Here is a 26,410-nt window from a genome sequence, read left to right as displayed (position 1 = left end):
GTTATCGGCGGCCCGGTTCTTCTTCAAGTCGAGAAAATCCCATGACTGTTTTCGTCATCCGGCGACTGATGCAGGCGTTCTTTGTCGTCTTTCTGATGTCGGTGATTGTCTTCTTCGGCGTCAACATCGTCGGCGACCCGGTGTACATGCTGGTCAGCCCTGATGCCGATCAGGCCGATATCGAAGCCGCCATCCGCCGTCTCGGCTTGGACCGGCCGATATGGGAACAGTACCTCCTGTTTCTGAAGGGGGCGGTTCAGGGCAATCTCGGCGACAGCTTTGTCTTCGGCGAACCGGCGCTGAAATTGATCCTGCACCACATGCCGGCAACGCTGGAATTGGCCTTCAGCGCGCTCTTCCTTGCGATCGTGCTCGGTATTCCGCTCGGTCTGTATTCGGGCCTCTACCCGGACAATCCGGTGTCGAAAGGCATCATGGCGGGGTCCATCCTGGGATTTTCGCTGCCAACCTTCTGGGTCGGCCTGATGCTGATCCTGCTGTTTGCCGTCGAACTTGGCTGGCTGCCTTCCACGGGGAGGGGAGACACGGCCACCATATTCGGGATCGAGACCAGTCTGGCGACCTGGGACGGCATCCGGCACATCTTCCTTCCGGCCCTGAACCTCTCGCTCCTGAAAATCTCGTTGGCAATCCGCCTGACCCGTGCCGGTGTCCGTGAAGCCATGGGGCAGGACTACGTAAAATACGCCCGCGCCAAGGGCATTTCGACCAGCCGCATCATTTTTGTCCATGTCATGAAAAACATCATGATCCCGGTGATCACCGTGATGGGTCTCGAGTTCGGCAGCCTGATCGGTTTCTCGGTGGTGACGGAAACGATCTTTGCCTGGCCCGGCATGGGCAAGCTTCTGATCGACGCGATCCTGCAGCTCGACCGCCCCGTGGTCGTGGCCTACCTGATGATCATGGTTCTGTTCTTTGTCCTGATCAATCTGATCGTCGACATTCTCTATTCCATCCTGGACCCGCGGGTCCGCATTCAGGACCAGGGCGCATGACCGACACAGCACTCCAGTCCGCGGCCCCCGCTGCCGCCAAGGTCGAAACACCGTTTCAGCGCTTTCGGGCGGAGTTCTTCGAAAGCCGCATCGCCGCGACCGCCTTCGTCGTCCTGCTCGTCATCGTACTGCTGGCGATCCTCGCCCCCTGGATCACACCGCAGAACCCCTATGACCTTGCGCAGGTCGATGTCCTGGATGGCCGTCTGCCGCCGGGGTCGGAAGCCTTCGCCGGTTACACCATGTGGCTCGGTTCCGACGGAGCGGGGCGCGATCTCTATTCGGCGATTCTCTACGGCCTCAGGATTTCGATCTCCGTCGGCCTGGCGTCAGGGGTGATCGCGCTTGTCATCGGTATGTCGGTCGGTCTGATCGCCGCATATGCGGGCGGCCGCACCGAGGCGATCATCATGCGCGTCGTCGACCTGCAACTGTCATTCCCGGCGTCGCTCGTCGCCCTGATGCTCGTCGCAGCACTGGGCAAGGGGGTCGACAAGATCATCCTTGCCCTCGTTGTGGCGCAATGGGCCTATTATGCGCGCACCGTCCGGGCAACCGCGCTCGTGGAGCGCGGCAAGGAATATGTCGAGGCGGCCCAATGTCTTGGCCTGTCGCGTTTGCGGGTGGTCTTCCGGCACATCCTGCCGAATTGCCTGGCACCGCTGATCGTTGTCGGCACCGTGCAGACGGCACACGCGGTTTCCCTGGAAGCGACCCTGTCGTTCCTCGGGGTCGGCTTGCCGCAGACCGAACCCTCGCTGGGCGTGCTGATTGCCAACGGTTTTGAATACATGCTGTCGGGGAGGTACTGGATCTCGGTCTTTCCCGGAATTGCGCTGCTCTTGACAGTCGCCTCGATCAACCTTGTTGGCGACCAGCTGCGCGACGTGCTCAATCCGAGGCTGAAAAAATGACCCCTGTTCTGGAAGTCAGCGGGCTCAAAACGCATTTTTTCACCCATGCCGGTGTCGTCAAGGCGGTGGATGGTGTCGATTTTGCCGTGAACAAGGGCGAGGTCATGGGCCTTGTCGGGGAATCGGGATCGGGCAAGTCCATCACCGGGTTTTCCATTCTCGGGCTGATCGACCCTCCCGGGCGCATTGTCGAAGGCGAGATCCGGTTCAATGGCGAAAACATCGCCAATGCGCCTGAAGAGACGCTCAAGTCGATCCGTGGAAACCGGATTTCCATGATCTTTCAGGACCCGATGATGACGCTGAACCCGGTGTTACGCATCGATTCCCAGATGATGGAAGCGATCCTTGCCCACGAAAAGGTGCCCAAAAGGCAAGCCTGGGAACGGTGCCGGGACGCGCTCGGTCTTGTCGGGATACCGTCGCCCGAAGAACGCCTGCACGCCTATCCGCATCAGTTGTCCGGAGGCATGCGGCAGCGCGTGTCCATCGCCATCGCGTTCTTGAACAAGCCGGATCTCATCATTGCCGACGAACCGACGACGGCGCTCGATGTGACCATTCAGGCGCAGATCATTCACGAAGCCCAGAAGCTGACCCGGCAGACCGGCACCGCGATGATCTGGATCACCCACGATCTTGCAGTTGTCGCCGGTCTCGCCGACCGGATTTCGGTCATGTATGCGGGCCGGATCGTTGAACAGGGCCAGACCGACAACGTCATCGATCATCCGCTTCACCCCTATACCGTGGGATTGCTGGGGTCTGTGCCGACGGCCAACAAGCGGGGTGAACGCCTGTTCCAGATCGAAGGAATGACGCCCAACATGCTGTCCTTGCCTGAAGGATGCGCATTCGCACCGCGCTGCGGGTTCGCCACTCCGGCCTGCCAGGTTCCGCCTCCCGTCGAGCATGTGGCCGGCCGGGAACTGCGTTGTTATCACCCCCAGTCACAGGTGGCAGCGGAATGATGGCGCCTTTGGTGGAAATTCGCGATGTGTCGAAACGTTTTGCCAAGCGGCTCGACGTCGCCGGCAAGATCGCCCGGAAGCTGGGCGCCGGTGTGCGCGAAGAAGTGGTGCATGCGGTTGACGAGGTCAATCTCGAAGTCAAGGAAGGCGAGGTTCTCGGCCTCGTCGGTGAATCGGGCTGCGGCAAGTCCACGCTCGGCCGTGTCGTTGCCGGCATTCACGCGCCGACATCCGGACAGCTGCTCTACCAGGGCAACGACGTTGCCGCCATGTCGGGTGCCGACCGCCGGGCGGCGACCCTTGCCATCCAGATGATCTTCCAGGACCCGTTTGCGAGCCTGAATCCGAGGATGCGCGTTGAAGACATCATCGGAGAAGCTCCTCGGGTCCACGGCATCGTCTCCAGGTCGGACGCACCTGACTATGTCGATGACATCATGCGCAAGGTCGGCTTGGACCCATCGCTCAAGCGACGCTATGCGCACCAGTTTTCAGGCGGGCAACGGCAGCGCATCGGGATTGCCAGGGCGCTTGCCGTGAAGCCGAAGTTTCTCGTGTGCGATGAGGCGATCGCGGCGCTGGACGTATCGATCCAGGCGCAGGTCATCAACCTGTTCATGGATCTGCGTGAGGAATTCGGCCTGACCTATCTCTTCATCAGTCACGATCTGAGTGTGGTTGAGCATATCGCCGACCGGGTGGCCATCATGTATCTCGGCCGCATTGTGGAGAGCGCCTCAACCGAGGAGATCTTCAGCGCTCCGCGGCATCCCTATACGCGGGCGCTTCTGGCCGAAGCGCCGCGCCTTGATCAGCGCAAGCGCGACTTCGCGCCGATCGAAGGTGAAATCCCGTCACCTTTGAACCCGCCTGACGGATGTTTCTTCAATCCGCGCTGCCCGCATGCGCAAGACCTTTGCCGCTCCGATCAGCCGACGCTCGAAGCCATTGATACCGAACACACAGTCGCGTGCCACTACTGGAAAAACATTTGACCGCACCGATCGCTGCGTGCCCGCACAGGTGCCTGTGGCCATTGGCCCCGCGTTCGCCAAAACAAAAACGAATGAAGGGTACTCGAACGGTTTTCATCTGAAGCGTTCGAATGGCCTTGGACCGTTGCCGCAAGCATCGGCAGAATTTGGAGGAAACAATGAAAAACACGGATCGGGTCTGGGATTTGATCGATGCGCGCCGGGACGATTATGTCGGTCTTTCCGATCGTGTCTTCGATCAGCCGGAAATCGCCTATACCGAGTTCAAGTCGGTTGCCGAACACAAGAAAATGCTGGAACAGGAAGGTTTCCGGATCCGGGAAGGCGTCGCCGGAATACCGACTGCCATTGTCGGGGAAGCGGGCGATGAGGGACCGGTAATCGCCATCCTGGGAGAGTTCGATGCGCTTCCCGAACTCGGACAGGTGTCGGGCGTTGCCGAACATCAGCCGGTGGAAACCGGCGGGCCGGGCCATGGATGCGGACACAATCTGCTTGGTTCTGCAGCGCTTATGGCCGCATCTGCCGTCAAGGACTACCTTGCGGAGCAGGGAATCAAGGGGCGTGTGCGCTACTATGGCTGTCCGGCGGAAGAGGGCGGCGCCGCCAAGACCTTTATGGTGCGGGAGGGTGTCTTTGACGATGTCGATGCCGCGATCTCCTGGCATCCGGCAACGTTCACCGCCGTCAACGAGGCCCGGTCGCTGGCCAACACGCGTATTGATTTCACCTTTTACGGCCGGGCTGCACACGCTGCGGGAGCGCCCGAGCTTGGCCGCAGCGCGCTTGATGCCGTCGAACTGATGAATGTCGGCGTCAATTACATGCGCGAGCACATGCCGGATGAGGCGAGGGTGCACTACGCCTATCTGGATGCCGGCGGCATTGCGCCCAACGTGGTGCAATCCAAGGCGACCGTGCGCCAACTCGTCAGGGCGCGCGATCTTTCGGAGTTGCGGGGCCTCATCGAGCGCGTGCGCAAGATTGCGGAAGGCGCTGCGTTGATGACGGAAACCCGCGTCGAGGCCAATGTGGTCAGCGGGGTATCCAACCTGATCGGCAACCGGCCGCTGGAAGAGACCATGCAGCGGAACATGGAGCGGCTCGGGGCACCTGATTTTGACGATCAGGATCGAGCATTCGCCGAGAAGATCAGGGCGACGCTCAGCAAGGACAACATCACCGTCTCGTTCCGCCGCATCGGAGCGGAGGTAAACCCGGACCTCGCCCTTTGCGATTTTGTAGCGCCGCTCGACAGGCACAGCGAGGGTGGAGAAGGGTCCACCGACGTTGGCGATGTCAGCTGGGCGGTGCCGACTGTTCAGGCGCGCGTCGCCACCTGTGCTGTCGGAACTCCGTTCCATACCTGGCAGCTGACGGCCCAGGGCAAGGCTCCGGCCGCGCACAAGGGCATGACCCACGCAGCGAAGATCATGGCAGGCACCGCGATAGACCTGTTTGAGGATCAGGAGGTTCTGCAAAGTGCCATTGACGCGCATCACGCAAAGCTTGAGCGGGATCCCTATGCCTGTCCGATCCCGGACGACGTGTCGCCGCCGCTCAAGGCCATGAGCAACCAGTAGGGCGTCGTGGACAAGGAGGGCGGTCGGTTTTGAAGCCGTCGTGCCGGCTTTTCAATGACCCGTGCTCGCGCCGTCTTGGGAAGACAGCTCCATCAGCGCCGAACGGATCGACGGGATCAGTTCGGCGTTTCTTTCATGCAGGTAGTGGTAGAGACGAACGCTGAGGATCGGCTCTTCAATCACGCGGATACACCCGATCTCGTTGTCGGCCCCGTATGTCTCCAGAACCTGCCGGGCGCCGATGACCGCATCCAGACGCCCCAGTTTCAACATGTCAAAGAGCTCTTCGAAGGACTCTCCGGCCCAGACGTCCCGAAAGCCCTTTGTTATGTTCTCCTGGACGACGGCACCTGCAAGACGGCCGACGCGCTTGGAGGCAAGTGCTGCTCCGCGAAAGGATGACAGGTCTGCGCTGCAGGTGAACACCGTCATTTCGATTGTCATCAGGGGAACATCGACGCGCTTGAGAGATGGATACTTCGCTTCGATTGCCCTGCCAGCGACGACCTCTCCATCCACCTGTCCGGTCGAAGACAGGACCAGCGTCCGTGATCTTGGCGCACGAACGAGTTCGACGCGAATGTCGAGTGCGGCGTATGCGGCTTTCAGGATTTCCGCACTTTTCTCGACAGGCAGAACGTTTTCGGAAAGCGCGAGCACGATGGTTCTGTCTGCGCATGCCTGTGATGCGACCAGACAGGCAGAAAGCGCCAAGACCATCGTGCGGAATTGCCTGCACGCCCGGCAAAATGCGATGTACGCTGCACCTGACATTTCGGAAATCTAGCAGAAATGCGCCATTTGTTATTTACGTGCTAACACAACTGTAAGATATGACAACGGCGCGTTGAAACAGTCCAACGCCCGATGGCAGCTCACGGCAGCAACGCAAAGCACGCAGTCTTCACGCGAGGGCACCGATGAAGCTTGAACCGCTCTAGAATGACGGCGACAGTGCCGTCTTTGACCTGGGTATCCTGGCCAGCGCGTGATCCGTAACGACTGCGGAAAGCCAGATGCCGGCAAGCGTCAGCCAGGCGGTCACGGCAAAGAGGGACGCACCCGTGATACCGGCGCCGACAGCGCAGCCACCTGCAAGCATTCCACCGAACCCCATCAGCGCAGCACCGGTGAGGTAGCGGGCCATGGACGGGCCGCTTTCAAATCCTTGCAGCAGGAGTTGCCGGGTAAGAAGGGCCGCGAGGAACGAGCCGAGGAAAACGCCCGGCACAAGCCCGGAATTGAAGCCAAGGCTTTCGAAGGGAGCGGACAGGAACAGCATCAGCATGTCGGCAGACGGCCCCGTGAACGTGACGCCTTCCACCTGCACCGGATCGAAGGCCTGCCTCGTCATGGCGGTCGTGAACCAGAGCGCCAATGGCACTGTCAGTCCTGCCCCGACGGCGGCTGCCGTCTGCCAAATGGAGCTCCTGTTGCGCCATGCGAAGCCAAGACCCGCGAGAAGCCAAAGGCCGCCGAACACAAACACCGAGGCTTCGCTCATGCGCAAGAATGCCGTCAGATCATTGCCGCCCGTGTCGACCGTCGTCCACAAACCGGACAGCCAGTCGCGCAAGGGCCTCAGGGCACCGTAAAGGCTCGCCTGGGCGACGACGGCAAAGACCAGACCGGACAGCAGCGCCCTCAGGTTGCCCGTCGCCGACAACACCAGCAGACGACTCGCGCAACCGCGCGCCATGACCATGCCCGTACCGAACATCGCGCCCCCGACGAGCGCCCCGGATAGACTCTGCGGTGAGGCCAGCTGGCGGGTTTCGCCCGTGTCGACCTCTCCCAGGAGCGCAAGACACTGCGTCGCGATCAAGGCGCTGGAAAATGCGAGCAACCAGATCGGCAGGCGGTCGGAGGGTTTTCGCCGCGAAAATTCGAGCGCGGCAGCCCTCAGGCAGAACCGGCTCTGTTGAGCGAGTGCACCGAAGAGGACGCCAACCGTCAGCCCGCCGAGTACAAGCACGATTGGTTCCGGAAATCTGTCAAGAAGTGCGGTCAGGTCCATGAGCGATCCGGTTCAGCGCAACAAACGCCGCAATCAGTTCAAGATCCCGCCAGCTTGAAAGGTGGCGGTGCCGTACGCATTGACCGATCTCAAGGATAAATCAAGAAATGCGAAAATTTGAATATGAAAAGCAGCTCTCACGTATCTGTGGTGCTGGACGCTTGGTGCAGCGTGAGGCTATTCGGCAGGGGCAAATCCCGTGATGAGCTGTCTCAGTCCGAAGGCCGCTCCGGCAAAAATTGCAAGGAACGTCACCGGTGCGCTGTAGGCGAGCACCGAGAAAGCGGAAATGCCCTGTCCGACGCTGCAGCCGACGGCAAGGATCGCACCCGGACCCATGATCGCGGCGCCGGTGATCTGCCGCCTGAGTTCGCGTGGGTCCTCGCAGGCCTCCCAGCGGAAATGCCCCTTGGCAAGAGATCCGAGGAATGCGCCGATGATCACGCCGACGACCGATCCGACGCTGAAGGACAAAGTGTTTCCGGAGGCGGTCATGCCGTAGTAGATGGTGTCACCGATCGGCGCAGCGAATGTGTGCGTCTCGATCGGTTCCGCCTCGAAGCCAGTCATCGCCACCCAGTAGGTGCCGACCCAACCCGAAACGATCGCAAGCCCGACGACGCTGCCCCAGAAGAGATGCCTTGGCGACTTTCTGAACTCGGAACTTGCGAGGGTGAAGGCGATGATCAGGCCGCCGATGACAAGCCCGGTGATAATCGGCGCGATACCGAAGGTAGCATCGAAGAATTGGCTTACGCCTTGCGGCGCTTCAGCCCCGGTCTCGGCGGGGAAAAGCCAAACGCGCGCATGTGCAAGTGGTCCCGACATCACGAAATAGGCGGACAGTCCCATAACGATGACCATGACAAATGCCCGCAAATCCCCTCCGCCGAGGCGGGCAAGCGCGCCATAGCCGCAGTTTCCGCAAAGGGCCATCCCGTAGCCGAACATCAGCCCGCCGACGATCGACCCGAGCGGATTCCAGACCCTGTCAAGGTAAGCTGTACTGGATCCTTCAAGAAATCCGGAGGACATGGCGACATGCGAGCCGATGATCGCGACGCCAATCGCCAGGCCCCACATGCGCAGACGCCGGTCGTCCGCACCGTATAGAACGTCTTCGATGGCTCCAAGCGTGCAGAACCGTCCCACACGGGCCGCAAGTCCCAGAGCTATTCCCCCCAAAAGTCCTATCAGCGCAACCGTATTGGCCTCTCCAAGCGCCTCTAGCATGCCGGCTCCTCTCCAACCGGTCGCTAGCAGGACGTCCGGTTACTTCTCTCGGCAAAAAAGGTCATAAACCACTTCCATGATTTGCTTCGGCCGGTCGTCTGTCAAGCTGTAGTAGATCGCCTTGCCGTCGCGGCGCGGCGTGACAAGACCTTCCAGCCTGAGACGCGTCAATTGCTGCGAAACGGCCGCTTGCCGGGCGGACAGCAGGTTCTCCAGTTCGGCCACCGACTTTTCGCCCGAGGCAAGGTGGCACAGGATCATCAGGCGGCCTTCGTGGCTGATGGCCTTCAGGAAATTGGAGGCACGCTGAGCGTTCTTCATCATCCTGTCCATGTCTTCGGCACACATGTCGGCGTCGAACACCGGCAGGCGGGACGTGCTCTCTTTCGCACCCTCGGGCGTGCCTTGCGTATCAGCGCTCATCTTCGTTCAACCTGTCTGATCCAGAGGAATGTTTGCCTGGCTGAACATCATGTTGAGCAAGCTCCAAAAAAAATCCTCACCGGGATACCCCTCGATTCGACCGACTTCATCGCCATTGTGCACGAGAATGAAGGTCGGTGTGAAGCGGACCTTCCTTTCGAACGCCACATCGGGCGCTTCGCCATGCAGGTTATAGCGTCTCAGCGGAGCGGTTCTACCCTCTGCGGTTTTCGGATAGATATGTGCGATCTCTTCGTTCCACTTGGCGCACCAGTGACACCCGTCTTCCTCCGCCATGAGCAGGAACGTGTCGGCATTCGCCGCCGCCGGCGAAAGCGCGAGCATCAGAACGATCAGCGTCTTCAACAAAGTCAATTCGAAACCCCGATTGACGAGTGCACACACTTAATCATAATCTAATTTGTGAATATATCAAGCTGAGAAGCAGCTCATTCCATGTTCGAGATCACCTATTTCGGTGCGCTGGCCGCAGGGCTTCTGTCGTTCCTGTCGCCCTGCATCCTGCCGATTGTCCCCTTCTACTTGAGTTACCTGGCGGGCGTCGGGGTGAACCGGGTGGAAACGGAGACGACCGTTTCCGGTGCCGTGAAGCTGCGCGCTTTCCTGTCGGCCTGTTGTTTTGCACTCGGGGTGATCACCGTCTTCATGGGGCTCGGGGCCACGGCCAGTGCCTTTGGTCAAATGGTGCGTGAGTACTTCGACGTGCTGCGCTGGATTGCAGCCGCGATCATCATCGCGATGGGCCTTCACTTCCTGGGGCTGATCCGGATCGGCATTCTCTATCGGCAACTTCGGGTCGAAACCGGCAACACGCAGGGCGTCAGCCTGCTCGGCGCCTATGTCGTCGGGCTCGCATTTGCATTCGGCTGGACGCCGTGCGTCGGACCGGTACTTGCCGCCATCCTGTTCACGGCCGCGGGCCAGGAGACCGCGGGGCAGGGGGCGGTGCTGCTGTTCGTCTACGGCCTTGGGATGACACTTCCCTTTGTTTTTGCAGCCCTTTTCATCGGACCGTTCATGACCTGGATGGCCGGATTTCGAAAATATCTTGGTGTCGTCGAAAAGCTCATGGGCGCGTTCCTGATCCTGTTTGGGATCCTGATCGCGACGAATTCGATCAACGTCATCGCGCAATGGATGCTGGAAAACGTCCCCTGGTTCAGCGCCATTGGCTAGTAGAGGAGGAATGACAATGACACGTTTGCTTTGGGCACTTTGCGCGGTCTTTTTCTCGGTACAGGTTTTTGCGGCCGAGATCGGCGATGACGGCCTCCACAAGGCCTCCTGGATGCGCGATACCTTCAAGGACCTGTCCGAAGACCTCGAAGAGGCGAACGCGGAAGGCAAGCGCCTCATGGTCATCGTCGAACAGCGCGGCTGTATCTATTGCAAGCGGATGCACGAGGAAGTGTTCGTGGTCCCGGAGATCGCCCGCTACATCGAGGACAACTACTTCGTCGTCCAGATCAACATGTTCGGGGACGTAGAGGTCACCGATTTCGATGGCACGACGCTGCCTGAAAAAGACATGGTCAAACGATGGGGTGCGCTGTTCACGCCCAACATATTCTTCTTCCCGCGCGAAGTTGAGGACGGCGCTACCGCGACGCAGGCCGCTGTTGCCAATATGCCCGGGGCTTTCGGGCGGTGGACAACGCTCAATATGCTGACCTGGGTGGTGGAAGAAGGCTACAACAGTGACGAACCCTTCCAGAAATACCACGCACGCAAGTTCGAAAGTCAAAACAAGTAACTATCCATACTGCATTGCGACATTTTATTGCGTTTATGCTGCGCATGCGAACAGATAGATAAATTCATTTAATTGAATTTGTTATTGCGTAAACGCGAATATGTGCTGTATGGTCGCACGAAAGGTCGCCGGGAATCGGTTGAGGGAGGACCCATGAAACACGCAATAATCGGCCTAACCGCAATGCTTGCCGCGTCTTCGGCCTTCGCCGGGGCGGTCAAGCCGACGGATGTCGTCTTCGCCGACGGCGCTGTCGACGTTTCGCTCTCCGGTGTTGCCGGCGATCCCGCTGCAGGGGCTGAAATCATGAACAAGGGTGCCGGCAACTGCATCGCCTGTCATCAGGTCTCAGCCCTGAGCCACCTGGCGTTCCACGGCGAGATCGGTCCGCCGCTCGACGGTGTCGCGGACCGGTGGTCGGTCGCGGAGTTGCGCGGCATTGTCGCGAACGCAAAGGTGATGTTCGAAGACAGCCTGATGCCATCCTTTTACAAGGCCGAAGGGTTCGTCCGCCTCGGGGATGCCTACACGGGCGACGCCCACGGCAGCGGTAACGTGCAGCCGCTGCTGACCGCACAGCAGATCGAAGACGTCGTCGCCTTTCTCGTAACGCTCAAGGAAGAGTGACCTTCCTGATATGGAGATCAACATGGAAATGACACGGCGAAAGCTACTCGCATTCGGCTCCGGCACGTTCGCCATCGCGACCCTGTCGAGCCTGCCCGCATTTGCCACCCTGACGGATGATGCAATTGCGGATTTGACCGGTGGCGCGGAAATGGGCGAGGGCGCCATTACTCTGACGGCGCCGGAGATCGCCGAAAACGGCAACACCGTTCCGATCGCCTTTGATGCGCCCGGCGCGGCGGAAGTCACACTCTTCGCCGACGGAAATCCGGTTCCGAATGTCGCGACGTTCAAATTCGGTCCGCTCAGTGCATCCCGCAGCGCCTCGACGCGCATCCGCCTCGCCACGACCCAGAACGTGGTGGCGATCGCGAAGATGGAAGACGGGTCCTTCCAGATGGCCAAGGCCAACGTGAAAGTGACCATCGGCGGCTGCGGCGGCTGATCGGCAAGGCATTAGGAGACGAATCATGGCATCTGGTGTGAAACCACGGGTAAAAGTTCCCAAGAAGGCTGCGGCAGGTGAAACGATCACCATCAAGACGCTAATCAGCCACAAGATGGAAAGCGGACAGCGCAAAGACGACGACGGGAATGTCATCCCGCGCTCGATCATCAATCGCTTCACCGCTGACTTCAATGGTCAGAACGTGATCGACGTGGTGCTCGAGCCCGCAATCTCGACCAATCCCTACTTCCAGTTCGAAGCGGTCGTGCCCGAATCGGGTGAATTCAAGTTCACCTGGTACGACGACGACGGGTCTGTCTACGACACGACAAAAAAGATCACGGTCAGCTGACCGTCAAAGACAAGCGTCCGGTTGAGGGAGGAAGGCGTGAAGAAAACGACAATAGCAATCGGTTCCGCAGCTGCATTGGTGCTGATGCCGGGTCTGGCAATGTCCGATCCGGACGACGACAGCCTGACGATCAATGGCGACATTTCGATCGTTACGGAAACCGACGCGCCGGCGCACACGGAAAATCTCTCGACGATATATTCCGGCTGGCGGTTCCGCTCCGACGAGACCCAGGCCTTCCAGATGGACGATTTCGACAATCCGGGAATGATTGGCGTCGAAAACGCGATGGTCAACTGGGAAACGGTCGATGGTTCAGCGGGCAAATCATGCGCAAGTTGCCACGAGGGTCCCGAAACCATGGCCGGTGTCCGTGCCGTCTATCCGAAGTGGAACGACGAAAAAGGCAAGGTGACCACCATCGAAATGGAGATCAACGACTGCCGCACGACGCACATGGGTGCGGAGAAATGGAAATATACCGGCGGCGACATGACCGACATGGTTGCCCTGATTTCCTCCGTGTCGCGCGGTATGCCCGTGAATGTCGCGATAGACGGACCGGCCCAGGAAACCTGGGAAGAGGGCAAGGCGCTCTACTATACCCGCACCGGCCAGCTTGAGCTTTCCTGCGCGAACTGCCACGAAGACAGCTATGGCCTGATGATCCGCGCGGATCACCTGAGCCAGGGACACATCAACGGCTTCCCGACCTACAGGCTCAAGAATACCAAGCTCAATTCGGTGCATGCACGGTTCAAGGGGTGTGTGCGCGACACGCGCGCGGAAACCTACAAACCTGGTTCGCCCGAGTTTATCGCGCTGGAGCTTTATGTTGCCTCACGTGGAAACGGCTTGAGCGTTGAGGGCCCGTCCGTCCGCAACTGAAGCCATTCAGGGTCCCGGTTTCAGGTCGGGGCCCTTTTCTGCAAGCGTTATATTCACTTATGCGCATATGTTTTGAGGAGCGAATAGAAACATGATTTCGCGTCGCGATTTTCTGCAGGTTGGAATGGCAGCATCAGCGGTGGTCGGAGCTTCGGGCTTTGGCAACTGGGCACGCCTGGCTGCGCAGCAGGCGCTGACCCAGGACCAGCTTCTGGAATTCGACACGTTCGGAAACGTCTCTCTCATTCACGTCACTGACATCCATGCGCAGCTGAAACCGATCTATTTCCGGGAGCCGTCGGAAAACATCGGTGTCGGCGAAAACCGGGGCGCCGTCCCGCACGTGACCGGTGCGCAATTCCGAAAGCTTTACGGGATCGCCGATGGCAGCCCGAGCCACTACGCCTTGAGTTCCGGTGACTTTGCCTCGTTGGCCAAAGGGTACGGCCGTGTCGGCGGACTGGACCGGGTCGCAACGGTGATCAAGGCCATGCGTGCGGACCGGCCCGACGCGATCCTGCTGGACGGCGGCGACACCTGGCACGGTTCCTACACCTGCTACAAGACGGGGGGTCAGGACATGGTCAACGTCATGAACGCCCTCAATCCGGACGCGATGACGTTTCACTGGGAATTTACGCTTGGCAGCGATCGCGTCAACGAGATCGTTGAAAATCTGCCGTTCGCGGCGCTCGGTCAGAACATTTTCGACGTTGAATGGGACGAGCCCACGGAACTCTTCCCGCCCTACAAGATGTTTGAGCGCGGCGGCACCAAGGTCGCCGTCATCGGACAGGCGTTTCCTTATATGCCGATCGCCAATCCAGGCTGGATGTTCCCCGAATACGCCTTCGGCATCCGCGATGAAAACATGCAGGCGATGGTCGACGAGGTGCGGTCGGAAGGCGCCGAATGTGTTGTCGTTCTGAGCCACAACGGGTTCGATGTCGACAAGAAGATGGCGACCGTGGTCAGCGGCATCGATGTCATCCTGTCCGGCCATACCCATGATGCGCTTCCCGAACCTGTTTTGTCGGGCAAGACGATCATCGTTCCGTCGGGGTCGAACGGAAAATTCGTCAGCCGCGTCGATCTCGACATCCGCAACGCCCAACTCATGGGCTATCGCCACAAGCTCATTCCGGTCTTCTCCGACGTGATCGAGCCGGACGCGGAAGTTGCCGCACTCATCGACGAGCAGCGTGCGCCTTACCTTTCCGAGTTGTCGGAGGTCGTCGGCAAGACCGACAGCCTGCTCTACCGAAGGGGCAATTTCAACGGCACCTGGGACGATCTCATCTGCGATGCGCTGCTGTCCGAACGCGACGCCGAGATCGCGCTGAGCCCCGGTGTGCGCTGGGGCCCCTCGCTGATCCCGGGCCAGGAGATCACGCGCGAAGACATCTTCAACGTCACTTCGATGAGCTACGGCAAGGCCTATCGCACGGAAATGACCGGCGAATTCCTGAAGGTGGTCCTGGAAGACGTTGCAGACAACATTTTCAACCCGGATCCCTACTATCAGCAGGGCGGCGACATGGTGAGGACCGGCGGACTTGGATACCGGATCGATATTGCCCAGCCGCAGGGCAACCGCATCTCGAACATGACTCTCCTGAAAAGCGGCGAGGCCATCGACCCGTCGCGCTCATACGTGGTGGCCGGATGGGCCAGCGTGAACGAGGGCACGGAAGGACCGCAGATCTGGGATGTCGTGGAAAATCACATTCGCAAGCTCGGCACGGTCACAACGCAGCCGAGCCACAGCGTTGAAGTCATTGGTGCGTAGGTTTAGGCAGGGAGCCGTCTTTCATGGTCGTGAAAACCAGAACATCCCGAAGGTCCTTTCTCAAGGGGAGCGTTGCGATCGCCGGCGCGTCGGTCGCCGGCGCCGCGAGTGCAAGCGAAGCCGATCCCCTGATCACCGAAGTCCAGGACTGGGCATCGATCACCGGCGCCGGCGTGGATGAAACGCCCTATGGCATGCCGATCAGCTTCGAGAAGGACGTGGTTCGCCGCAACGTCGAATGGCTGACGGCGTCGCCGATTTCCTCGATCAACTTCACGCCGATCCACGCGCTGGACGGGACGATCACGCCGCAGGGCTGTGCGTTCGAGCGCCATCATTCCGGTGCGATCGAACTGCGCAAGGAAGACTACCGGCTGATGATCAACGGACTGGTCGACAAGCCCCTGGTCTTTCACTACGCGGATCTGGAGCGGTTCCCCAGAGAAAACCATGTCTATTTCTGCGAATGTGCCGCGAACACCGGCATGGAATGGGCCGGTGCCCAGCTGAACGGCGCGCAGTTCACGCACGGCATGATCCACAACATGGAATATACCGGCGTTTCCCTTCGCACGCTCCTGAACGAGGCAGGTCTGGGCGCGGCGGGAGAGTTGAAAGACAAGTGGGTCTACGTCGAAGGCGCGGATGCCTCCTCCAACGGCCGCTCGATCCCGATGGAAAAAGCCCTGGACGACGTGCTGGTGGCATTCAAGGCCAATGGTGAAGCCCTGCGCATGGAACACGGTTACCCGGTCCGCCTCGTGGTGCCCGGTTGGGAAGGCAACATGTGGGTGAAGTGGCTGCGCCGCATCGAAGTCACCGATATGGCAGTGGAGAGCCGCGAGGAAACCTCGAAATACACCGATGTCTACGAAGACGGCACGGCCCGGAAATGGACCTGGGTGATGGACGCGAAATCGGTCATTACCTCGCCAAGCCCGCAAATGCCGATTTCGCACGGGAAAGGTCCCCTGGTCATCTCGGGGCTTGCCTGGTCCGGCCATGGCAAGATCACGCGGGTCGACGTGTCGAGAGATGGCGGCATCACATGGGAAACGGCACGTCTGGGCAAACAGGGCGACACCAAGGCCCTGACCCGCTTCTACCTGGACATCGACTGGGACGGCAACCCGATGCTGCTGCAGTCGCGGGCCATGGACGAAACCGGATACGTCCAGCCAAACAAGGAACAGCTTCGCGCCATGCGCGGCGAAAACGCCGTCTATCACAACAACTGCATCCAGACCTGGTTCGTGGATGAAAACGGGATCGCCGAGAATGTCGAAGTCTCTTAACCAGATTGTTCTTCCCCTTGCCGGCGGGACGGCGCTCGCGCTTTCAGCAGCGCTCCTGTTCGCCAACATGGACTATGGACAAAAGAAGATCGGCGCTCTGAAACAACGGGTCGAACAGGTCTCCCTGCAGGCGGAAACGGCAAATCGGCGCGCTGATGAAGAGGCCGCGGCCGTCTCGGACTTGAAAGTGAAAATCGCCGAAATCCAGGCCGCTGCAGAAGAGCAAGCCGCGCGCGGGAGCGATTTGGCGGAACGCGTCCCGGAAAAAAGCGAGGTAAAATTCGGACTGGGCCGTGAGGCAAGGTCAGAAGAGATCGCCGCATGGGATGTCGATGTGCTGCCCGACGGGCGCGGTCTGCCTGAAGGCAAGGGCGACGCATACTGGGGCGAAGAGGTCTTCGCCGAAAAATGCGCCTCCTGTCACGGCGATTTCGCCGAGGGCGTAGACAACTGGCCCGTACTTGCCGGAGGGTTCGACACGCTTGGCGACAAGGATCCGGTGAAGACCGTTGGGTCCTACTGGCCCTACCTGTCGACGGTTTGGGACTATGTGCACCGCTCCATGCCATTCGGCGAAGCGCAGACGCTCACAGCGGACGAGACCTATGCGATCGTTGCCTATATTCTCTATTCGAACGATCTGGTGGATGACGATTTCGAACTCAGCCACGAGAATTTCGCCGCGTTCGAGATGCACAACAAGGACGGATTTGTTGTCGACGATCGTCCGGCGCTGGAATACGCCAAGTGGCGGGCCGAGCCCTGCATGGAAAACTGCAAGCCCAGTGTCGAGATCACCAAGCGCGCGACATTCCTCGATGTGACGCCGGAAGACGGTGGCGAGTCGGTCATTAACCATGCGACAGCAGACAACACGCCAACCTTCGTTGCCGCAGCGGCACCGGCGGAAGACGCCGCTGCCGAGGCTGCGCCGTCCGTGGCCACTTCATCTTTGGTTGATCCTGCGCTGGTGGCTTCGGGTGAGAAAGTCTTCAAGAAGTGCGGCGCCTGTCATGCGGTTGGCGCGGGCGCCAAGAACAAGTCCGGTCCGCACCTCAATGCTCTGATCGGCCGCCAGATGGGCTCCGTGGACGGTTTCAAGTATTCCAAGGTCTTCGTTGCCGCACAGGAAGAAGGCCGGGTCTGGGACGAGGCGGCTCTGGCGGAATTCCTGGCAAAGCCGAGATCTTTCATGAAAGGGACCAAGATGGCTTTCTCGGGGCTCAAGAAACAAGACGACCTCGATGCCATAACGGCCTATCTGAAGTCGGTCGGAGAGTGAGGGGAAATGCGCCTCACTCAACTCCTCACCGTTCTTGCAGGCTCGCTGCTGTGCTCGGCCGCCGCCGCCGATGACTTTGGCGATCCTGTTGCCGGCGAGGCAGTCTTCAAGAAGTGCAAGAGCTGCCACCAGGTCGGGGAGGGGGCGAAACACCGCATCGGACCCCATCTGAACGGCGTCTTCGGCCGGCAAGCGGGAACGCATGAAGACTTCCGTTATTCCAAAGCGCTCATTCGCGCCGGGACCGGCGGCCTCGAGTGGCATGCCGACACGCTGGACGCGTTCCTGGAAAAACCGCGGGCGCTTGCAAGTGGGACTCGCATGAGTTTCTCGGGTCTGAAAAAGCCCGAGGACCGGCTCGACCTGATAGCCTACTTGCGCACGTTCTCGGATGATCCCGCGAACATTCCCGAAGCGGACCCGACGGCGACCCCGACGGATCACGATCTTGATCCGGCCATTCTCGCGCTCAAGGGCGACCCGGAATACGGCGAATATCTCAGCAGTGAATGCACAACCTGCCACCAGGCAGATGGCGCGGATGACGGCATCCCGTCGATCGTGCTGTGGCCGGAAGAGGATTTCGTGGTCGCAATGCATGCCTACAAGAACAAGAAGCGCGCCCACCCGGTCATGCAAATGATGGCCGGGCGGCTGAACGCGGAGGAGATAGCGGCGCTGGCAGCCTATTTTGCCGCGCTTGAGCAATGACGGTGCATTTAGGGAGGAAGAAATGACACTGAACAGAAGACAATTCGTCGGCACCACCGCCGCCATGGCAACCGTCCTGGCCGCTCCCATGGTCAAGGCGCAGGGAACACCGCGCGTCGTGGTCGTCGGGGGTGGTGCCGGCGGGGCGACTGCGGCACGCTACCTTGCCAAGGACAGCAAGGGCGCGATCGACGTGACCCTGATTGAGCCGACGCGAACGTACTACACCTGCTTTTTCTCCAATCTTTATCTCGGTGGCTTCAAGGAAATCGAGGATATCGGCCACACCTATGGCGGTCTTGCCGCCGGTGGCGTCAATGTCGTCCACGATTGGGCCGTGGGTGTCGACCGCGATGCAAAGACCGTGGCCCTGGCAGGCGGTGGCTCGGTGCCCTATGACAAGCTGATCCTGAGCCCCGGCATCGACTTCGTCGAAGGGGCTGTCGAGGGCTGGGGGCTGAGCGCGCAAAACGCGATGCCGCATGCCTACAAGGCGGGCTCGCAATCGGAACTCCTGAAGGCACAACTGATGGCGATGCCGGAAGGCGGAACCTTTGCCATGGTTGCACCGCCGAACCCGTATCGCTGTCCACCAGGTCCTTATGAGCGCGTTTCGATGGTCGCGCATTTCCTGAAGCAGAACAATCCGACTGCAAAGATCATCGTGGCCGATCCGAAGCCGAAATTCTCCAAGATGGCGCTTTTCCAGGAAGGCTGGGCGAACCACTACGAAGGCATGGTCGACTGGATCGGAGAGGACTTCGGCGGCGGTAACGTGTCCGTCGATCCGGGTGCCATGACGGTGACCATCGATGGCGAGGAGACCAAGGTCGATGTCTGCAATGTCATCCCGGCCATGAAGGCCGGCCGCATTGCCGAGCTTGCCGGGGTAACGGATGGCAACTGGGCACCGGTGAACGCTGCGGACATGTCGACAAAGGCCGATGCCGACATCTACGTTCTCGGCGATGCCTCGAGCCAGGGCGACATGCCGAAATCCGGTTTTTCCGCCAACTCACAGGCCAAGGTCTGCGCCAATGCCGTGCGCGGTGCACTGACGGGTTCCAAGGTCTTCCCGGCGAAATTTTCCAACACCTGCTGGTCGCTGATCGCTCCAAACGACGGGGTCAAGGTCGGGGCCACCTACGAGGCAACACCGGAAAAAATCGCCAAGGTCGACGGCTTCATTTCGCAGACTGGCGAAAGCGCCGACCTGCGCAAGGCGACCTACGAGGAATCTGAGGGCTGGTACACAGGCATCACCACGGACATGCTCGGCTAAGTCCTTGCATTTGCTGCGTCCCGGGACTGATTTCGATCAATGACCGGGGCGCCGCCAAGGTCCAGAATTGCGTTGAAAAGTGGAGGATCAGACTATGAAAACTGTCGTTCTTGCAGCCGTTTGCGGCCTTGCCTTCAGCAGCGCGGCTCTGGCGGAAAAGCCGTTCACCTATTCTTTCGACGGCTCCTTCGAGGACGCGACTTTCGCCGTTGAAAGCGCGATCGTGGGGGAGGGGCTGGTGATCGACTCAGTCAGCCATGTCGGGGCGATGCTCAACCGCACGGGGGCCGATGTCGGCAGCGACGAAACAATCTTCAAGAATGCGGATATATTCCTGTTCTGCTCGGCCCTGATCTCGCGCCAGGTCATGGAAAAGGATCCGATGAACATTGTGCACTGTCCGTATGGAATATTCGTCATGGAAACGGATGAGGGCGTCACGATTGGCCACAAGGACTATCCGGACGGATCGATGCAGGCGGTCGAGAACCTGATGCAGCAGATCGTCGCCGAGGCGATCGGCAACTGAGCAACCTCTGAAATCAACTGCGCTACGCGCGCTCTCGTTTCACGGGAACGGAAGAGATTTGAGTGCGTCGGCGCACCGTGGCCTCGGGCACTTCGCACGACACGACAGGGCTATTCAAACTCCATCTGCTCGTAAACCCGGCCTGCATTCCTGGTGGCAAGTTCTTCGAACGTATCGAGATGGGCATAGGGAGACTGGTCGACATAGTAGGCGTCGGCCAGATCGCCGCCCTCTTCAAGATGTGCCCCGATTTTTTCGCGCAGGTAAAGCAGGTAGTCGCGAGTGTAGCGGCGCACCTGCGCCATGTTCGTCGGGTGACCGTGCCCCGGAATGACATATGTCGCGTTCAGGGCTTCAAAGCCGGTCTCCCAGGTCTCCAGCCAGTCCGCGACGATGGTGTCCTCGAAGATCGGCAGCATGCGCCCATGAAAGGCCATGTCTCCGGCAATCACGAGGCTTTGCCCGGGAAGCCAGACCTGCGTGTCGCCCGGCCCGTGCGCAGGCCCGAGATGAAGGACCTCGATGCGGAAATCGCCCATCTCGATGACATGCGTGTCTTCGAACGTTTGCGTCGGCGGCGCGACAAAGGTGCCTTCGGCCTTGTCCCTGTTGTAGCGTTTCATGGCCTGAAGGATCTGTTTGCCGCGCTCTTCGATTTCATGAGCGGCATCGACATGCGCCAGGATTGGAACCCCTTGCTCCGACCAGTAGGAGTTGCCCAGCATCGCGTGCCCCTGGCCGTTCTCGTCGATGACGAGTTGGACGGGCTGATCGGTAACCGCCCTGATTTCCTCGTGAAGCGCCTTTGCGAGGATATAGGCGGCACCGCCGTTGATCACGACAACGCCGTCCCCGGTCACAATGAAACTGAGGTTGTTGTTGTGGCCGGAGTTTTCGTATGTCGGCGGCGCTGTTGCGCCGATGGCCGACCAGACATGCGGAATGACCTCCACCGGCTTTGAATACAGCGCGGAGCCGGGATACTGGTCTGCGATGTCTTCGCTTGCCTGCACCGATGCCGCGAGACAAACGGAAAGGAACACGCCCGCAATACGCATCAGGACGCCTCCGGCAGGAAGCGGAAGGTGTCACCGGTGCGCTCGATTTGCCCGATGCCGCCGCCGGGAAGATGAAATCCGGCGACCTGGAGATTGTCGGCAACGATCCGGTCCAGAAGGGCAATCCGCGTGGAGGCGGCGACCTCGGCGTCCTGATCCGCACCGCTCGGCCATTCGGGCCGCATGAAGGCAATGTGATGGTTGCCGATGGCATCCCCGAGGATCAGCACGGCTTGTGAGCCGCTTCGGACCTCGAAACTCATGTGCCCGGGCGTATGCCCCGGGGTCGAGACGGCAAGGACACCCGGCAGGATTTCTTCACCGCCTGAGAAGAACTCGACCGCATCCTCGATGGCCTCAAGACGGCGTTTGGCGCCGACCGCCATGGCGGCGCGGGCGTCACCGATCGTGTTGACGGTCTCAGGGTTCCACCAGTAGTCCCATTCGGCTCGGCCGATCATGTGGGTCGCGTTGGAAAAGAGAGGATCGTCGAATTCATCGAGCAGTCCCCAGATATGATCCGGGTGGGCATGGGTGAACACCACATGCGTGACGTCTTCGGGGGCGATACCTGCCTGCTCAAGCTCTTCTGTCAGCTTTCCGGCAGAGGGCTGGAAGTCGGGTCCCGAGCCGGCATCGAAGAGCACCGTGTTGGGTCCATCCCGATAGAGCGAGACATTGCAATCCGGAGTCAGGGTCTCCTGTGAAATCCCCGCCTTTTCCAGCAAGGGAAGAAGTTGCTCTTGCGGCATCGGATCGAAAATGAAGCCGCCGGGAAGCGTCAGATGTCCGTCACTGATTGTCGTGAGTGTCGCCGGTCCGATCGAAATCTCGGCGAGGGCGAACCGGCTGAGCGGTGCTGCAAGCGGCACGGCGGCACACCCGGACAGAAGGGCACGGCGGGACAGGGACATTGCGCTTCCTCATATAAAATTCTTATATTTGAATATGTATGAAAAAGACCGGTTTCACAAGTCCGATTCAAGGCGATCCCGGTTGAGATTGTCGTTGGATGGCAGCTTGCATCGGCTTTGTTTCCAAACAGACTTCGTTCGTTGCCGGTCCGAAGCGGACGTTCGAGGTCAGCTTGAAAACGGCCCGCTTTGGGCGGGTGACACGTGACGGGTCAATGATATCATCGCAGTCCGCCGGCGCCCCGGACGCTCGGGCAGGTGATGCAAGAAAGATCCCCGGCCGGGACCGCGAACAGGTAGCGCGTTTTGTCCAAGCCCTGATCGATGCAGGTGTGCTGCACTGATTTTTCCCGAAGAATTTACAGAGCGACGCATATCGGTTTGAAGTCGACTTCCGTTGCGACGGAACAAAAGGTTGAGTTTAGCTTTGGGCCGTTTCGATCGTTCAGGGTCCATGCGGGCATAAGTGGGCTTGATACACTGTATGAAACAAGGGTGCGAAAGCAGAAATGGAGTGTCATCTGGCTGTCCGATCTGGGCGGCAAGTGTTAGAACAAAGGCCAGCATGGGATGCCCGCGAGCCGATCCGACTGCCAGGGTTTGACAGTCGCCTGCCGGCCCAATGCCGACGCAGGTGCTCTGCGCGGCGAAGGCCCAATCCGGGTGCCAATCTACAAATAGCGGTAATCAAATTGAATGCCTGTTAAGCTGGCCAAAACGGGGCGGTAATTCATGGATGCAAACAAGGCACAGGCGGATTATTGGGCTTCTCCTGCGGGCCTGAAATGGATTGAACACGAACATGCTCTGGACACCGCGATGGCCGGGATGTTGGACACGATGCTCGATGCAGCCAGCATTGCATCAACGGACCGCATTCTCGATATCGGCTGTGGAACCGGAGCCAGCACGCTCGAAGCCGCCCGGCGGGCTCCGAGCGGGCACGTTCTTGGAGTTGATATCTCTGATCCGCTTCTGCAACGCGCTGCCAACCGGGCGAAAACGGAAGGCGTTGCCAACGCATCCTTTCTGTTGGCAGATGCGCAGACCTGTGACTTTTCAGCCCAGCCCTTCGACCTGCTTGTCTCACGATTGGGTATGAGCTTTTTTTCCGACACCGTTGCGGCTCTGAAGAACCTTTCCAAAGCACTGAATGACAACGGCAAAATGATTTTTGTTTGCTGGGCTTCAGTGGCAAAGAACCCCTGGTTCGCGATCCCCGAACAAGCAGCAGTGAAGAGGCTGGGTGCGCTGGCAAAGGGAGACCCCAATGCGCCGGGTCCAACGGCCTTTGAAGACTGCAAGCGCGTCGCCGATCTGATGGCTCGGGCCGGCGTATCAAATATTGAAGCGCACGAGTTGGACATCGTGCTGACGCCTCCAGGTGGGATAGCCGGTGCTGCGCGTGCCGCAAGCAAGGTGGGCCCTGCAGCTCGCATCATGAAGGCTCACAATGGATCAACAGCTGACGCAACAGCAATTGAAAGTGCGGTAACGGTCGTCTTTGAGAAGTTCAAGGAAGGTGACGCCGCAAAGGTACCTGCCGTGGTCAACCTCTTCGCTTGTTCTCGATGATTGGCGAACCGAGCGATCCCGAAAATGCAAATACACCAGACGTTGGGTCCGTCCGCAAAACGGACCTTCGTTGAAACCGGAGCGAACGTCCTGTCTCCGTCTTCGCGCGGCAGAGCGGGCCTTTTGCCCGGTCAAGCGCGGTGATGCTGCGAGGTAAAGCCATTTTGCCGTCCTTTGTACTTGGCCGTTTTAGCCATCTGCCATGTCGCGAAAGGCTCGAAAATGAACCAGCCCAAGTTGCAGCTTTCAGCAAATTACTCCAATGTCTGCGATCAATTACTGGTTTTATTGCTTGTTCTTTCCGAGAGGTGAAGCAATTGAAGTTTCACAAACTGTATTGCGACTCCCAAGGTGAGAGCCACTGGGAAGATATTGAGGTTGAACTGCAAGAAGAGACCTTTGCGCCCCCCGCACAGGCAATCGAGATTTCTGCGCCCGAGATCGTGAAGAAAACTATGTTTTTGAGGTTGAAGTCGGGTTGGAACGAACCAGTTCATCCAACTCCTGTCGCCCAAAAGCTCATATGCCTCTCGGGTACTGTGCGCGTGACCGCCAGCGACGGAGAGTCCAGGGACATTGGCCCAGGTGATGTTTGGCATATGGAGGACAAGCACGGTAAAGGTCACCACACTGCCGTCACGAGCGAAGAGGATTTTCTTTCCGTAATCGTTCAATATGAGTGAGTGTCAGTGGCACCAAGCAGAAGTCTATTACCTACGTAGCCAGGCAGGCTTTCGCCATTTTCCAGATTAGCTTCGCTGTGTCCACCACTCGATCATTCATTCGATCGGCAGCGAACGTCCGCTTTCTGAAGTGAATTCGAGGTAGTCCGGCTTTCACGGAAAGTGTTTTCAGCCACGCAACCAAACCATGCGAGTGAACAACCTTTTTGGAATCCACGCCTAGGGACGCGACCCTGAGCTCAAATCGTTCAACGCGTGTCCCGCTCACTTCATCAAGATGCGCGCAGCCGCGTTTCGGGCGTGGGTCGCAACGCCCGGATCGCGCGTAATCAGCGCGGCAACGATGGCGCCGTCAATCAGAAGTGCAAGTTCATGGGTCAGACCTTCCGGGTCCTGCGGCCTGGCTTCCTTTGCAAGTTCGCGGATCTTGTCCAGCACGATCTTCTTGTGACGGAGCGCGATCTCACGCATCCGGTCGTCCTCCTTGTCGTGCTCACCGACGGCGTTTATGAACGGGCAGCCGAAGAAGCTCTCTTCGGCGAACCATTCGCGCAGGACATCGAAGAGATTGACCAGCTTGTTGGTGGCATCTCCCGGAATGGCGTCCACCTTGGCGACGAACCAGTCCCGCCACAGGCTTCCCTCGCGTTCGAGCACCGCTTCGACGAGCCCCTCTTTTGATCCGAAGGCCTTGTAAAGAGTCGTCTTGGCTGTTCCGGCAGCAGCGACCACCGCGTCGACGCCGGTGACATTGATACCCTGGCGGCAAAAGAGGTCGCAGGCAGCGAGCAACAACCGTTCCCGAGCGCCCGAGCGCTCCGGATCGGACAAAAACGAAGGAGACAGTGCGTCGGTCAAGGGGCACCTTCTTCAGAAAAAGCATACAGATCTGTAGCCTTCTTTATCCGACCAATGCGTCAAACTCAAGCTGTCACGACCACGTTTCAGGTGTACCCGGAGTACACCAGACTTAATTTTAGGCGCTGTTGATTGCTTGTGTTGCGGCTGAATTGGGCACTCTTTAAAGCGAGCTTTGCGTCTCTCCGCTCTAACTCTCTCGACTCGCTCGCAAATCAGCGCTTTGGGCAATTTGGCACGACTCGTGCTTACGAGGAAACAGACCTGTTTGTTTTCTTTGGCACGCGCCAGACGTTGAACACAGAGAGCCGGAGCTTTGCATGACCTTCAAGGGTGCGCATATCCAAGCGAGCGGAATAGGCCACACCTACAAGCGTGGCGGCATGAAAGCGCTGGACGGAATAGAGCTGGAGATCCAGCCGGGCGAGGCCATCGCCTTTGTCGGGCGCTCGGGCTGCGGAAAGTCGACGCTGCTGCACATTCTGTGCGGCCTGTCGCAACCGACCGCCGGCACTGTTTCCATCGACGGCGCAACCGTAACCGGGCCGAACCCGTCCTGGGTCATGATGTTTCAGGCGCCAAGCCTTTATCCCTGGATGAGCGTCGAGCAGAATGTGTCGCTCGGCCTTCGCTTCAACAACCGGATGAACGAAGCATCGCGGCGCGTGCCCGAACTTCTCGATTTGGTCGAACTCTCCGAATTCGCCAAGCGCAACGTGCAGGACCTTTCAGGTGGACAGCAGCAACGCGTTGCACTTGCCCGCTCGCTGATGCTGAGCCCGCGTGTGCTGCTTCTCGACGAGCCTCTGTCTGCGCTCGATGCCTTCACACGCCATGCGCTTCAGCGAGACATCAGGCGGATCGCCCGGTCCATGGGGATCACGTTGATCATCGTCACGCATGACATCAACGAAGCGGTGATGATGGCGGACCGTGCCTTTGTCATGCAGGCCGAACCCGGCCGGGTCCATTCGGTTGTCACGAACCCGATCGAGGGTGAGCGAACACCCTCCAGCGCGGAATTCGCTTCCGTGCGGAGCGAACTCGTTACCGCCTACGAACAGGCCGCAGGACTGGAAATGGCAGACGCTACCAGACATTCGGCTTCCATTCCGCTCGCGCAGACGGGAAGGGCGGCTATCCGGGCCGTTAATTGACTGCGGCGCGGCACGTTTCAACAAAGAGGGGAC

General features: G+C 59.5%; 28 protein-coding genes. 20 read left to right on the top strand and 8 right to left on the bottom strand.

Annotated elements, in window-relative coordinates:
* Nucleotides 1–41: 41 nt before the first annotated feature.
* The 5 genes from RDA78_RS26740 (at nucleotide 42) to RDA78_RS26720 (ending at nucleotide 5,482) form a co-directional block, all read left to right on the top strand.
* On the top strand, nucleotides 42–1,019 hold the full coding sequence (locus tag RDA78_RS26740) for an ABC transporter permease (protein ID WP_434052784.1): 978 nt from the start codon (nucleotides 42–44) through the stop codon (nucleotides 1,017–1,019).
* Nucleotides 1,016–1,933 (top strand): ABC transporter permease, encoded by a 918-nt coding sequence (locus RDA78_RS26735; RefSeq protein ID WP_434052783.1) that lies wholly within the window; start codon nucleotides 1,016–1,018, stop codon nucleotides 1,931–1,933. The genes RDA78_RS26740 and RDA78_RS26735 overlap by 4 nt, the downstream gene beginning before the upstream one ends.
* A complete protein-coding gene (locus RDA78_RS26730; RefSeq protein WP_434052782.1) occupies nucleotides 1,930–2,904 on the top strand; it encodes an ABC transporter ATP-binding protein in 975 nt (324 codons plus the stop codon). Before RDA78_RS26735 ends, RDA78_RS26730 begins: the two co-directional genes overlap by 4 nt.
* Nucleotides 2,901–3,899 carry an ABC transporter ATP-binding protein gene (locus RDA78_RS26725; protein ID WP_434052781.1) on the top strand — a complete coding sequence of 333 codons (999 nt, stop codon included), beginning with the start codon at nucleotides 2,901–2,903 and terminating at the stop codon, nucleotides 3,897–3,899. Before RDA78_RS26730 ends, RDA78_RS26725 begins: the two co-directional genes overlap by 4 nt.
* A gap of 158 nt (nucleotides 3,900–4,057) precedes the next feature.
* Nucleotides 4,058–5,482: a M20 family metallopeptidase gene (locus tag RDA78_RS26720; RefSeq protein ID WP_434052780.1), complete on the top strand. Its 1,425-nt coding sequence runs from the start codon at nucleotides 4,058–4,060 to the stop codon at nucleotides 5,480–5,482.
* Nucleotides 5,483–5,533: 51 nt separating this feature from the next.
* Here RDA78_RS26720 and RDA78_RS26715 read toward each other — a convergent pair whose 3' ends face one another.
* The 5 genes from RDA78_RS26715 to RDA78_RS26695 all read right to left on the bottom strand — a co-directional run bounded on the left by RDA78_RS26715 (nucleotide 5,534) and on the right by RDA78_RS26695 (nucleotide 9,530).
* A complete protein-coding gene (locus tag RDA78_RS26715) occupies nucleotides 5,534–6,202 on the bottom strand; it encodes a substrate-binding periplasmic protein (RefSeq protein ID WP_434052779.1) in 669 nt (222 codons plus the stop codon).
* Between the two features lie 217 nt (nucleotides 6,203–6,419).
* A complete protein-coding gene (locus RDA78_RS26710) occupies nucleotides 6,420–7,499 on the bottom strand; it encodes a YeeE/YedE family protein (protein ID WP_434052778.1) in 1,080 nt (359 codons plus the stop codon).
* 177 nt (nucleotides 7,500–7,676) lie between these two features.
* On the bottom strand, nucleotides 7,677–8,732 hold the full coding sequence (locus RDA78_RS26705) for a YeeE/YedE family protein (RefSeq protein ID WP_434052777.1): 1,056 nt from the start codon (nucleotides 8,730–8,732) through the stop codon (nucleotides 7,677–7,679).
* 39 nt (nucleotides 8,733–8,771) lie between these two features.
* Complete coding sequence (locus tag RDA78_RS26700; protein ID WP_434056220.1) at nucleotides 8,772–9,080, bottom strand: ArsR/SmtB family transcription factor; 309 nt, start codon at nucleotides 9,078–9,080, stop codon at nucleotides 8,772–8,774.
* 81 nt (nucleotides 9,081–9,161) lie between these two features.
* Nucleotides 9,162–9,530, bottom strand: coding sequence for a hypothetical protein (locus RDA78_RS26695; protein WP_434052776.1), 369 nt, complete (start codon nucleotides 9,528–9,530; stop codon nucleotides 9,162–9,164).
* A gap of 81 nt (nucleotides 9,531–9,611) precedes the next feature.
* On the opposite strand from RDA78_RS26695, the gene RDA78_RS26690 reads away from it, so the two are divergent.
* The 12 genes from RDA78_RS26690 (at nucleotide 9,612) to RDA78_RS26635 (ending at nucleotide 20,132) form a co-directional block, all read left to right on the top strand.
* Nucleotides 9,612–10,352 carry a cytochrome c biogenesis CcdA family protein gene (locus tag RDA78_RS26690; RefSeq protein WP_434052775.1) on the top strand — a complete coding sequence of 247 codons (741 nt, stop codon included), beginning with the start codon at nucleotides 9,612–9,614 and terminating at the stop codon, nucleotides 10,350–10,352.
* A 16-nt stretch (nucleotides 10,353–10,368) separates the two neighbouring features.
* The gene (locus RDA78_RS26685) at nucleotides 10,369–10,929 is read left to right on the top strand and encodes a thioredoxin family protein (RefSeq protein ID WP_434052774.1); all 561 of its coding nucleotides are present in this window, start codon (nucleotides 10,369–10,371) and stop codon (nucleotides 10,927–10,929) included.
* A 153-nt stretch (nucleotides 10,930–11,082) separates the two neighbouring features.
* Entirely contained in the window at nucleotides 11,083–11,556 is a 474-nt protein-coding gene (gene soxX / locus RDA78_RS26680) for a sulfur oxidation c-type cytochrome SoxX (protein WP_434052773.1), read from the top strand.
* Between the two features lie 22 nt (nucleotides 11,557–11,578).
* The gene (gene soxY / locus RDA78_RS26675; RefSeq protein ID WP_434052772.1) at nucleotides 11,579–12,001 is read left to right on the top strand and encodes a thiosulfate oxidation carrier protein SoxY; all 423 of its coding nucleotides are present in this window, start codon (nucleotides 11,579–11,581) and stop codon (nucleotides 11,999–12,001) included.
* Nucleotides 12,002–12,026: 25 nt separating this feature from the next.
* Nucleotides 12,027–12,356: a thiosulfate oxidation carrier complex protein SoxZ gene (gene soxZ, locus RDA78_RS26670; RefSeq protein WP_319386595.1), complete on the top strand. Its 330-nt coding sequence runs from the start codon at nucleotides 12,027–12,029 to the stop codon at nucleotides 12,354–12,356.
* Nucleotides 12,357–12,392: 36 nt separating this feature from the next.
* Entirely contained in the window at nucleotides 12,393–13,244 is an 852-nt protein-coding gene (gene soxA, locus RDA78_RS26665; RefSeq protein ID WP_434052771.1) for a sulfur oxidation c-type cytochrome SoxA, read from the top strand.
* Nucleotides 13,245–13,335: 91 nt separating this feature from the next.
* The gene (gene soxB / locus RDA78_RS26660; RefSeq protein WP_434052770.1) at nucleotides 13,336–15,033 is read left to right on the top strand and encodes a thiosulfohydrolase SoxB; all 1,698 of its coding nucleotides are present in this window, start codon (nucleotides 13,336–13,338) and stop codon (nucleotides 15,031–15,033) included.
* A 23-nt stretch (nucleotides 15,034–15,056) separates the two neighbouring features.
* A complete protein-coding gene (gene soxC, locus RDA78_RS26655; protein WP_434052769.1) occupies nucleotides 15,057–16,328 on the top strand; it encodes a sulfite dehydrogenase in 1,272 nt (423 codons plus the stop codon).
* Nucleotides 16,312–17,610, top strand: coding sequence for a c-type cytochrome (locus RDA78_RS26650; protein ID WP_434052768.1), 1,299 nt, complete (start codon nucleotides 16,312–16,314; stop codon nucleotides 17,608–17,610). Before soxC ends, RDA78_RS26650 begins: the two co-directional genes overlap by 17 nt.
* A gap of 6 nt (nucleotides 17,611–17,616) precedes the next feature.
* Nucleotides 17,617–18,321: a c-type cytochrome gene (locus RDA78_RS26645; protein WP_434052767.1), complete on the top strand. Its 705-nt coding sequence runs from the start codon at nucleotides 17,617–17,619 to the stop codon at nucleotides 18,319–18,321.
* Nucleotides 18,322–18,343: 22 nt separating this feature from the next.
* Nucleotides 18,344–19,603: an FCSD flavin-binding domain-containing protein gene (locus tag RDA78_RS26640; protein WP_434052766.1), complete on the top strand. Its 1,260-nt coding sequence runs from the start codon at nucleotides 18,344–18,346 to the stop codon at nucleotides 19,601–19,603.
* 94 nt (nucleotides 19,604–19,697) lie between these two features.
* The gene (locus tag RDA78_RS26635; RefSeq protein ID WP_434052765.1) at nucleotides 19,698–20,132 is read left to right on the top strand and encodes a DUF302 domain-containing protein; all 435 of its coding nucleotides are present in this window, start codon (nucleotides 19,698–19,700) and stop codon (nucleotides 20,130–20,132) included.
* 110 nt (nucleotides 20,133–20,242) lie between these two features.
* Here RDA78_RS26635 and RDA78_RS26630 read toward each other — a convergent pair whose 3' ends face one another.
* Both RDA78_RS26630 and RDA78_RS26625 read right to left on the bottom strand, forming a co-directional pair.
* Entirely contained in the window at nucleotides 20,243–21,190 is a 948-nt protein-coding gene (locus RDA78_RS26630) for an MBL fold metallo-hydrolase (RefSeq protein WP_434052764.1), read from the bottom strand.
* A complete protein-coding gene (locus RDA78_RS26625; protein ID WP_434052763.1) occupies nucleotides 21,190–22,104 on the bottom strand; it encodes an MBL fold metallo-hydrolase in 915 nt (304 codons plus the stop codon). Before RDA78_RS26625 ends, RDA78_RS26630 begins: the two co-directional genes overlap by 1 nt.
* Before the next feature lie 732 nt (nucleotides 22,105–22,836).
* On the opposite strand from RDA78_RS26625, the gene RDA78_RS26620 reads away from it, so the two are divergent.
* Together RDA78_RS26620 and RDA78_RS26615 are read left to right on the top strand one after the other, a co-directional pair.
* Nucleotides 22,837–23,679 carry a class I SAM-dependent methyltransferase gene (locus tag RDA78_RS26620; protein WP_434052762.1) on the top strand — a complete coding sequence of 281 codons (843 nt, stop codon included), beginning with the start codon at nucleotides 22,837–22,839 and terminating at the stop codon, nucleotides 23,677–23,679.
* A gap of 143 nt (nucleotides 23,680–23,822) precedes the next feature.
* Nucleotides 23,823–24,362 (top strand): hypothetical protein, encoded by a 540-nt coding sequence (locus tag RDA78_RS26615; protein ID WP_434052761.1) that lies wholly within the window; start codon nucleotides 23,823–23,825, stop codon nucleotides 24,360–24,362.
* 264 nt (nucleotides 24,363–24,626) lie between these two features.
* On the opposite strand, the gene RDA78_RS26610 is transcribed toward RDA78_RS26615, so the two are convergent.
* A complete protein-coding gene (locus RDA78_RS26610) occupies nucleotides 24,627–25,220 on the bottom strand; it encodes a TetR/AcrR family transcriptional regulator (protein WP_434052760.1) in 594 nt (197 codons plus the stop codon).
* 320 nt (nucleotides 25,221–25,540) lie between these two features.
* On the opposite strand from RDA78_RS26610, the gene RDA78_RS26605 reads away from it, so the two are divergent.
* Nucleotides 25,541–26,377 carry an ABC transporter ATP-binding protein gene (locus RDA78_RS26605; protein ID WP_434052759.1) on the top strand — a complete coding sequence of 279 codons (837 nt, stop codon included), beginning with the start codon at nucleotides 25,541–25,543 and terminating at the stop codon, nucleotides 26,375–26,377.
* The last annotated feature ends 33 nt before the right edge of the window (nucleotides 26,378–26,410 follow it).

The sequence above is a fragment of the Roseibium sp. genome (genome assembly GCF_051016195.1).
GTDB lineage: Bacteria > Pseudomonadota > Alphaproteobacteria > Rhizobiales > Stappiaceae > Roseibium.
The sequence above is the reverse complement of the archived record's forward strand: the minus strand, read 5'-3'. Positions and strand labels throughout refer to the sequence as shown.